Raw genomic sequence first — 6,761 nt, forward strand, 5'->3', positions numbered from 1 at the left:
CATCCAGCTAAAAAGGCTTGTGTCACTTTAGCTTGAGTCGATGAAAGTTGAAGCAGATAGAGGCTTCCAGACAAATTCACCCAGAGAGCAAAACCCGCAACCAGTTGAGATTCTAATTTGATCGATCGCCAAAGTGTTCCTGAAGGAAATGGACCAGTAAGCGAACCTTGGTAGACAGATGACGATTGACCGGATAAATCACCGAAATCGAAAGTTCAGGCGGATGATAACTAGGCAACACTCTTTGCAGCGTCCCTTGTTGCAATTCCGGTTCCACAACAAACGTCGGCAATATCGTAATTCCTAACCCGCGAACTGCCGCATCTCGAAGGACTTCCCCATTGTTAGAACACAATACCCCAGTCACTGAAATCGTTTGTTCTCCCTCGGCTCCAATCAGTGTCCACTGACTTTCAACCGCAAGCTGACCGTAGTGCAAGCAGGAATGGTGGCGCAGTTCATCGGGATAAGTCGGTGTTCCGTTCGCCTCCAAATAGCTCGGAGCCGCACACAGAACTCGTGGAGCTGGAGTTAGCGGATGCACAATCAAACTGGCGACCTCTTGGGGTTTAGCAATTCGCACCGTCACATCGAAGCCTTCTTCGATCGGGTCTACAAAGCGATCGTTCAAGGTCAACTGCACTTGAAGATCAGGATACTGCACCAGAAAGTCAGCCAAAGCAGGCGCTAAGTGCATTGTGCCAAACGTCATTGGCGCATTCACCCGTAGTCTCCCTCTGGGTTCTGCCTGAAGCTGAGTGATCGATCGCTCCGCTTCTTCCAAACTCGCTAAAATCTCAACACAGCGCTCATGAAACGCCAGCCCGCTTTCGGTTGGCGTCACCACTCGTGTACTGCGATGCAGCAACTGCACACCCAGTTCGTTTTCCAGGGCAATCACCAACTTATTGACCTGCGATCGCGACAGTTCCATCTCTCTTGCCGCTGCCGCAAAGCCACCGGCGTTGACCACTTGAGTAAAGGCACGAATGCTTTCAAACTTATCCATCACTCACCATTGTAGCTTTTTAGGAGACAATCTGTAGATAAAATAGCATATTGTCTTTTATTTGAATCTATATCATAATCATAGTGTCCCCACGAAGGAAAGCGCGAACGGAACTTTCAGGCAGTTCGCCCTTAACCTTTCCCCTTTTCCTCTCAAACCCACTGGAGGTTTGTTCGATGATTACCTTACGACCCGCTCAAGCTCGAGGTGCTGCAAACTTTGGTTGGCTCGATAGTCGTCATACCTTTTCCTTTGGCGAGTATTACGATCCCAATCACATGGGCTTCGCTGACCTGCGCGTAATTAATGAAGATAAGGTAGCCCCTGCTCAGGGCTTTAGTACGCATAGACACCGCGATATGGAAATCATTTCCTATGTCCTTGAAGGCGCACTAGAACATAAAGACAGCCTTGACACAGGATCGGTGATTCGTCCTGGAGATGTGCAGCGGATGTCGGCTGGAACGGGCATCAGGCACAGTGAATACAATGCCTCAAAGACTGAGCCTGTGCATTTCCTGCAAATCTGGATTCTGCCAGAACAGAAAGGCATTGAACCAGGCTACGAGCAGAAAACATTCACCGACGAAGACAAGCGCGGTCAGTTGCGTCTGGTTGGGTCGCGCAATGGTCGCGATGGCTCGATTACGATTCATCAAAATGTTGACCTCTATGCGGCTGCGCTACACGATGGCGACGAAGTTAGCTATACCTTTGTCAATGGGCGAGTGGCTTGGCTGCAAGTGGCACGAGGTGCAGTGCAACTTAATGGTCAAACACTGACGGCTGGCGATGGGGTGGCGATCGCGCAGGAATCCCTGATTACGCTGCGAGGCGCTGCGGATGATGCGGAAGTGTTGCTGTTCGACATGGCGGCATAGGTTAGCGCGACAATTGGGCGATCGCCCCCAAGGAGAATGTGATGAAACTGTTCTACATGCCCGGAGCCTGTTCGCTTGCCCCTCACATCGTTCTGGAATGGATTGGCAAACCGTTTGAACTCGATCAAGTGGAACGGGGCAAAACTCGTGAACCGGAATTTTTAGCTGTCAATCCAGTCGGTAAAGTGCCAGCCTTGATTGAGGAGGATGGGCGGGTGCTGACGGAGGCAGAAGCAATCCTGCTGTATCTAGCTGAGAAGTTTCCAGACGATCATTTGGGTGCCAGTCCAACGCTAGAGGCGCAGTATGAAATGCACAAGTGGATGTCTTACCTGACTGGAGATGTTCACCCTGCTTTCTATCCATACTTTTTGCCACAGCGCTACATCACGGACGAGCATCAGTATCCTGCCGTGCGCGAGGCGGCTTACAAACAGATTGATGCCTGCTTTCAACTGCTCGATCACCACATGCGCGATCGCACCTACATGGTTGAGAAGCGACGCACCGTTCTCGATCCGTATCTGTTCGTTTTCTGTCGCTGGGGTAAGTCGCTGTCAAAACCCTTCACCGACTACCCCAACTTGCACCGCTTCCTGATGCAGATGGCAGACGATGCGGGTGTACAACGAGCGATGCAGGCACAACGTATCACGCTTTAAGTTTTATTTGTCGAAGGTTCAATTAAAGGGTAGTAAGTCGATCCTTTTGCACAAACATAGTCTTTGTCTCCGCTGACAAGGAGTATGGCAGGGAAGTGTCACCGCGCTCCCCAATTCCATGCTGCAACAAACTCGGTTCTTCAACCTTCAGGAGTTATTTCATCATGACTGTTCACAGCTTGTTAACGCCCGAAAATTCCACCGTCATCTTCATCGATCATCAACCCCAAATGATGTTCGGAGTGACGAATATCGATCGCCAAACGCTGATCAACAACACAGTTGGTTTAGCAAAAGCCGCTAAAGTGTTCAACGTGCCTACCATTCTGACGACTGTTGAAACCCAAAGCTTCAGCGGCTATATGTGGCCCCAGCTGCTAGAAATCTTCCCCGACCAAACTCCGATCGAGCGCACCAGCATGAACTCCTGGGAAGACACCAAATTTGTGGCTGAGGTTGAGCGAATTGGTCGCAAGAAGCTGGTGATCGCAGCGCTGTGGACAGAAGTGTGTCTCGTCTTTCCAGCGATTCAAGCGATTGAAGCAGGTTACGAAGTCTACTTTGTTGTCGATGCTTCTGGTGGCACCTCTCAAGTCGCCCATGACATGGCAGTACAACGGCTCATTCAGGCGGGTGCTGTACCCGTCACCTGGCAACAAGTGTTGCTGGAATACCAGCGCGATTGGGCACGCAAGGAAACCTACGATGCCGTGATTGAGATTGTCAAAGAACACTCTGGCGCATACGGTGTGGGCGTGGAGTATGCCTACACGATGGTACATGGTGCGCCTCCCAGTAATGCAAAAGCGACTGCTTTAACTCATGCATAATTGATGATTTGTGTTATCTCCGCTGAGCTGGCGATCGCACTTCAAACTCAGCGGAGATAAACATTTCTGTCTGATAACGATCTGTAAAGTCCTTTCAGAACCCTAGGAAAATCCCATGAAGAACAAGTTTACCGTTGAGAACACGGCAATGCTGTTGATTGATCATCAGCAGGGCACGATCAAACTGGCGCGTAACTTGCCCCGTGAAGAAATTGTGCAAAATACTCGTGCGTTGGCTCGTGTGGCAGTTGAAAGTGGAATGTCGCTAGTGTTAACTAGCAGCATGGAAGATCACTTTCAGGGTTTGCTGCTCGATGATCTACAGGAGATCGCACCTGAAGCCTATAGCAAGCGAATTAAGCGTCCGGGCGTGGTGGACTGTTGGGAATACGACGAGTACAAAAATGCAGTAATCGCCACGGGTAAGAAAAAGCTGATTATGGCAGGGCTGACGAATGATGTATGCATCGTCTATCCCGCCATCAGCGCGATCGAAGATGGGTTTGAAGTACAGGTTGTGGTGGATGCAGGCGGCTCACCTACAACGCTGGCAGACGAAACTGCCCTCCGGCGCATGGAAAAGCATGGGGTTACATTGACCTCAACCAACCAGGTGATGGCAGAGCTTGCCAATTCATGGTCAGAAGGAGTTGGGCAGACGATCCAAACCATTATGTACCAGGAAATTCTGTCTAAATTCCTGGAAGCGTAGGATAGTTGCCATGACAAACATCCTGGTGGTCTACACATCAACGCTGGGGAATACGCACAAAATGGCTGAGGCTGTTGCGGACGGGGCACGATCAGTAGAAGCAATGAGTGTCATTCTACGCGAGGCAACAGCGGCAACCAAAGAAGAGGTTCGCGCTTGTGATGCGCTGTTGCTCGGGACGCCTGTGCGCCATCGCTCCGCTGATGCACGGGTGAAGCAGTTCATTGAGAACACGATCGAAATCCTGTGGCTGACCGATGAGTTGGTCGGTAAAGTTGGCGGTGTGTTTTCTGTGGGCGGTGGTTATGGCAATGCCGGAGCGGGCGTTGAAATTACGCAACTGGGACTGCTCGCAGCCATGGCTGCGGCAGGAATGATCATCGTGCCGTTGCCCAAAACCACACCCGGAGCAGGCGTGGCTGGCAGTCACTGGGGCGCGCATGGCAGAAGTGGTGGGCCGAATATGGAGCCGATTGGCATCACCGATGAGATGCTTCAGTGTGCTTATCATCATGGAGCAAATGTGGCGCGGGTGGCAGCAGCACTACAGGGCAAAGACTTGATGGCACGGGGTAATCAAGCTCCTTCACCCGAGCTAATTGCCTTATTCTCGGGGTCTGGACCCCCTGTGGATGAGCAGCAGATGTCACTATAGCCATGCTGCCTCGATGACGATCGCTGGCTTGCGATCACCATCGTCCATCCTGCCCCAAATTGCGATTATTCAGGAGTAGTGCCCTATTGCTTAACCCTTAGCCTATTGGAGATACAAGCTTTATGTTGGAAGATTCGCTCACTATCGGTAAAGACGAAGACGCTCAAGTCACCGCCATCATCTCTCATGTAATTCGTTCAGGGCGCGAGCAGGGATACGAGAAGTGGTTTCAGGGCATTGCCGCAGATGCCCGAACCTTCAAAGGACATTTGGGCGTGAGTGCGATTCGACCGCGTGATCATGTGCATCCTGAGTACGTGGTGATTCTCAAGTTCGATCGCTACGACAACCTCAAAACCTGGCTAGAATCTGATGTTCGACGGCAATGGATTGAGCGCTTGCAGCCGCTGATTGAAAAGCCAGAGTTAATTCAAACGCTGACCGGACTAGAGACCTGGTTTACGCTGCCGAAGCAGCCGCTTAGATCTCTGCCGCCTCGCTACAAGATGGCAGCCGTCACTTGGCTGGGTGTGTTCGTTACACTCGCTGTCGTGAGTCGTCTACTGGCACCGCTTTTTTCCCGGTTACCAATACTGCTCAACCAACTGATTACGACGGGACTGGTTGTCGCACTCCTCACTTACGTGATCATGCCTCGCCTAACTCAGCTATTCCAACGCTGGTTATACCCTGAACCCTAATCTCCTGGGGTAGCGTTTTACATTTGTTGATGCTTTAGTTAGAGTTGAAGCCCGAACTCATAATGATTGATGTACAACCCTATCACTGTATCGTGCATTTGCTCAGATTTTGAAAAGCAAATAGTCTGCCCTAGAAATTCCTGCACGACCTTTGAGCGGTGGTAGCTCACCCCATCCCAAACAATCACCAAGCGCGTGTCCTCAGCATACAAAGACTGGAGATACTGCAAGAAGGCAACCGTATTGTCTTCGTTGCCTGCGCTGTACTCTTTGACAACAAACTGCTTGGTGAGATAATCCAATGCCCCATAATAGGTCTGCCGTTGCTTGGTAGACTTGATTTCCACATCCACTCGTTGCTTGCGCCGACTCCACCCATAGCCGCTGATATCACCCCACAGCAGTTGGCATTTATCGAGAAATAAAACTCTCAATTGTTCGCTAGCGATTTCGGATTGATGCGTTGCCAGTAGCGATTCAAGTTCTCTTTTTTTCCTGGATCAGGGTTTCATTCTTGTCGGGGTGAGAGAGTTGTGCCTTCTTCCAACTGAAGCCAGCGTCTTTGAGCAGAGCATAGTAGCTCTGAAGCGATTGGTAGACCACCCCATACTCATCCTCAACATGGTCAATCACCTCCTCCAGCGTCCAAGCATTCTGCCCGTCGAGCCACCGGAACAACGCTTGCTTCTGCTCGGCATCAAGATAGCCTTGGGTGCCCCAATAATTAGAGCGCAGTCCCTCCACACCTGAGCATTTGTAGCGTTGATAGCTGGCTGGGATGAAGCCAACCGACACTTGCAGGATGTCACGGATCTGCGGATAACTGTAACCACTCTGACTCATCTGCACGGCGAGCGTGCTTAAGTTCCAACGGAGGTGGGTTACTTTGAATAAACTGCTCGAGCGTTTCCATCGGCTGAGCGAATAGAATTTGGGGCACACCCTCAACCTACCATTTGTTCAAATCCTATCTAGGATACCTATAGTTGCATAGGTTCTACATCGTGCAAACTGCAAGCTATATTCATCATGAGCAACTTAAGTTGGATGTGAGCTTGAACTTAAGTTCATATGCAGACTAGTACTTAGGACTAACTCATTACTGATCGTTCTATTGCTTACAGGACGAACCCTAGTTTGATGACAAGTTTTCGTTAATTCCATAAGTTAAGGTTACATAAATGAATAGAGCATTGAAGAGAAGCAATTTTTACATGATTATTGCTCCCTTTTTTAAAGATTGAGAATGAGTCAAGATATTTTTGCTGAATCTGCTGGCGATCGCCAGCAATTGTCGGTGTCTCCCTCTGA

Annotated in this window: 8 protein-coding genes and 2 pseudogenes; 6 read left to right on the plus strand and 4 right to left on the minus strand. The window is 50.2% G+C overall.

What is annotated here, in order from left to right:
* Nucleotides 1–112: 112 nt before the first annotated feature.
* Complete coding sequence (locus H6F80_RS08870) at nucleotides 113–1,009, minus strand: LysR family transcriptional regulator (RefSeq protein WP_190791215.1); 897 nt, start codon at nucleotides 1,007–1,009, stop codon at nucleotides 113–115.
* A 176-nt stretch (nucleotides 1,010–1,185) separates the two neighbouring features.
* Here H6F80_RS08870 and H6F80_RS08875 point away from each other — a divergent pair, with 176 nt between their 5' ends.
* The 6 genes from H6F80_RS08875 (at nucleotide 1,186) to H6F80_RS08900 (ending at nucleotide 5,450) form a co-directional block, all read left to right on the plus strand.
* A complete protein-coding gene (locus tag H6F80_RS08875; RefSeq protein WP_190791216.1) occupies nucleotides 1,186–1,890 on the plus strand; it encodes a pirin family protein in 705 nt (234 codons plus the stop codon).
* A gap of 41 nt (nucleotides 1,891–1,931) precedes the next feature.
* Nucleotides 1,932–2,552, plus strand: a complete 621-nt coding sequence (locus H6F80_RS08880) for a glutathione S-transferase N-terminal domain-containing protein (RefSeq protein WP_190791217.1) — start codon at nucleotides 1,932–1,934, stop codon at nucleotides 2,550–2,552.
* 164 nt (nucleotides 2,553–2,716) lie between these two features.
* On the plus strand, nucleotides 2,717–3,382 hold the full coding sequence (locus tag H6F80_RS08885; protein ID WP_190791218.1) for a hydrolase: 666 nt from the start codon (nucleotides 2,717–2,719) through the stop codon (nucleotides 3,380–3,382).
* Nucleotides 3,383–3,497: 115 nt separating this feature from the next.
* On the plus strand, nucleotides 3,498–4,094 hold the full coding sequence (locus H6F80_RS08890) for an isochorismatase family protein (RefSeq protein ID WP_190791219.1): 597 nt from the start codon (nucleotides 3,498–3,500) through the stop codon (nucleotides 4,092–4,094).
* 10 nt (nucleotides 4,095–4,104) lie between these two features.
* On the plus strand, nucleotides 4,105–4,749 hold the full coding sequence (locus H6F80_RS08895; protein WP_190791220.1) for a flavodoxin domain-containing protein: 645 nt from the start codon (nucleotides 4,105–4,107) through the stop codon (nucleotides 4,747–4,749).
* A 122-nt stretch (nucleotides 4,750–4,871) separates the two neighbouring features.
* Nucleotides 4,872–5,450, plus strand: a complete 579-nt coding sequence (locus H6F80_RS08900; protein WP_190791221.1) for a putative antibiotic biosynthesis monooxygenase — start codon at nucleotides 4,872–4,874, stop codon at nucleotides 5,448–5,450.
* A gap of 38 nt (nucleotides 5,451–5,488) precedes the next feature.
* Here H6F80_RS08900 and H6F80_RS31230 read toward each other — a convergent pair.
* The 3 genes and pseudogenes from H6F80_RS31230 to H6F80_RS08910 form a co-directional block, all read right to left on the minus strand.
* A pseudogene (locus tag H6F80_RS31230) lies at nucleotides 5,489–5,578 on the minus strand (IS1 family transposase); the annotation flags it as partial.
* A gap of 12 nt (nucleotides 5,579–5,590) precedes the next feature.
* Nucleotides 5,591–5,884 (minus strand): annotated as a pseudogene (locus tag H6F80_RS08905) (transposase); the annotation flags it as partial.
* 43 nt (nucleotides 5,885–5,927) lie between these two features.
* Nucleotides 5,928–6,293, minus strand: a complete 366-nt coding sequence (locus tag H6F80_RS08910) for a helix-turn-helix domain-containing protein (protein WP_190791223.1) — start codon at nucleotides 6,291–6,293, stop codon at nucleotides 5,928–5,930.
* Between the last annotated feature and the right edge of the window lie 468 nt (nucleotides 6,294–6,761).

The sequence above is a fragment of the Leptolyngbya sp. FACHB-711 genome (assembly GCF_014695615.1).
Classification (GTDB): Bacteria; Cyanobacteriota; Cyanobacteriia; order Elainellales; family Elainellaceae; genus Leptolyngbya_A.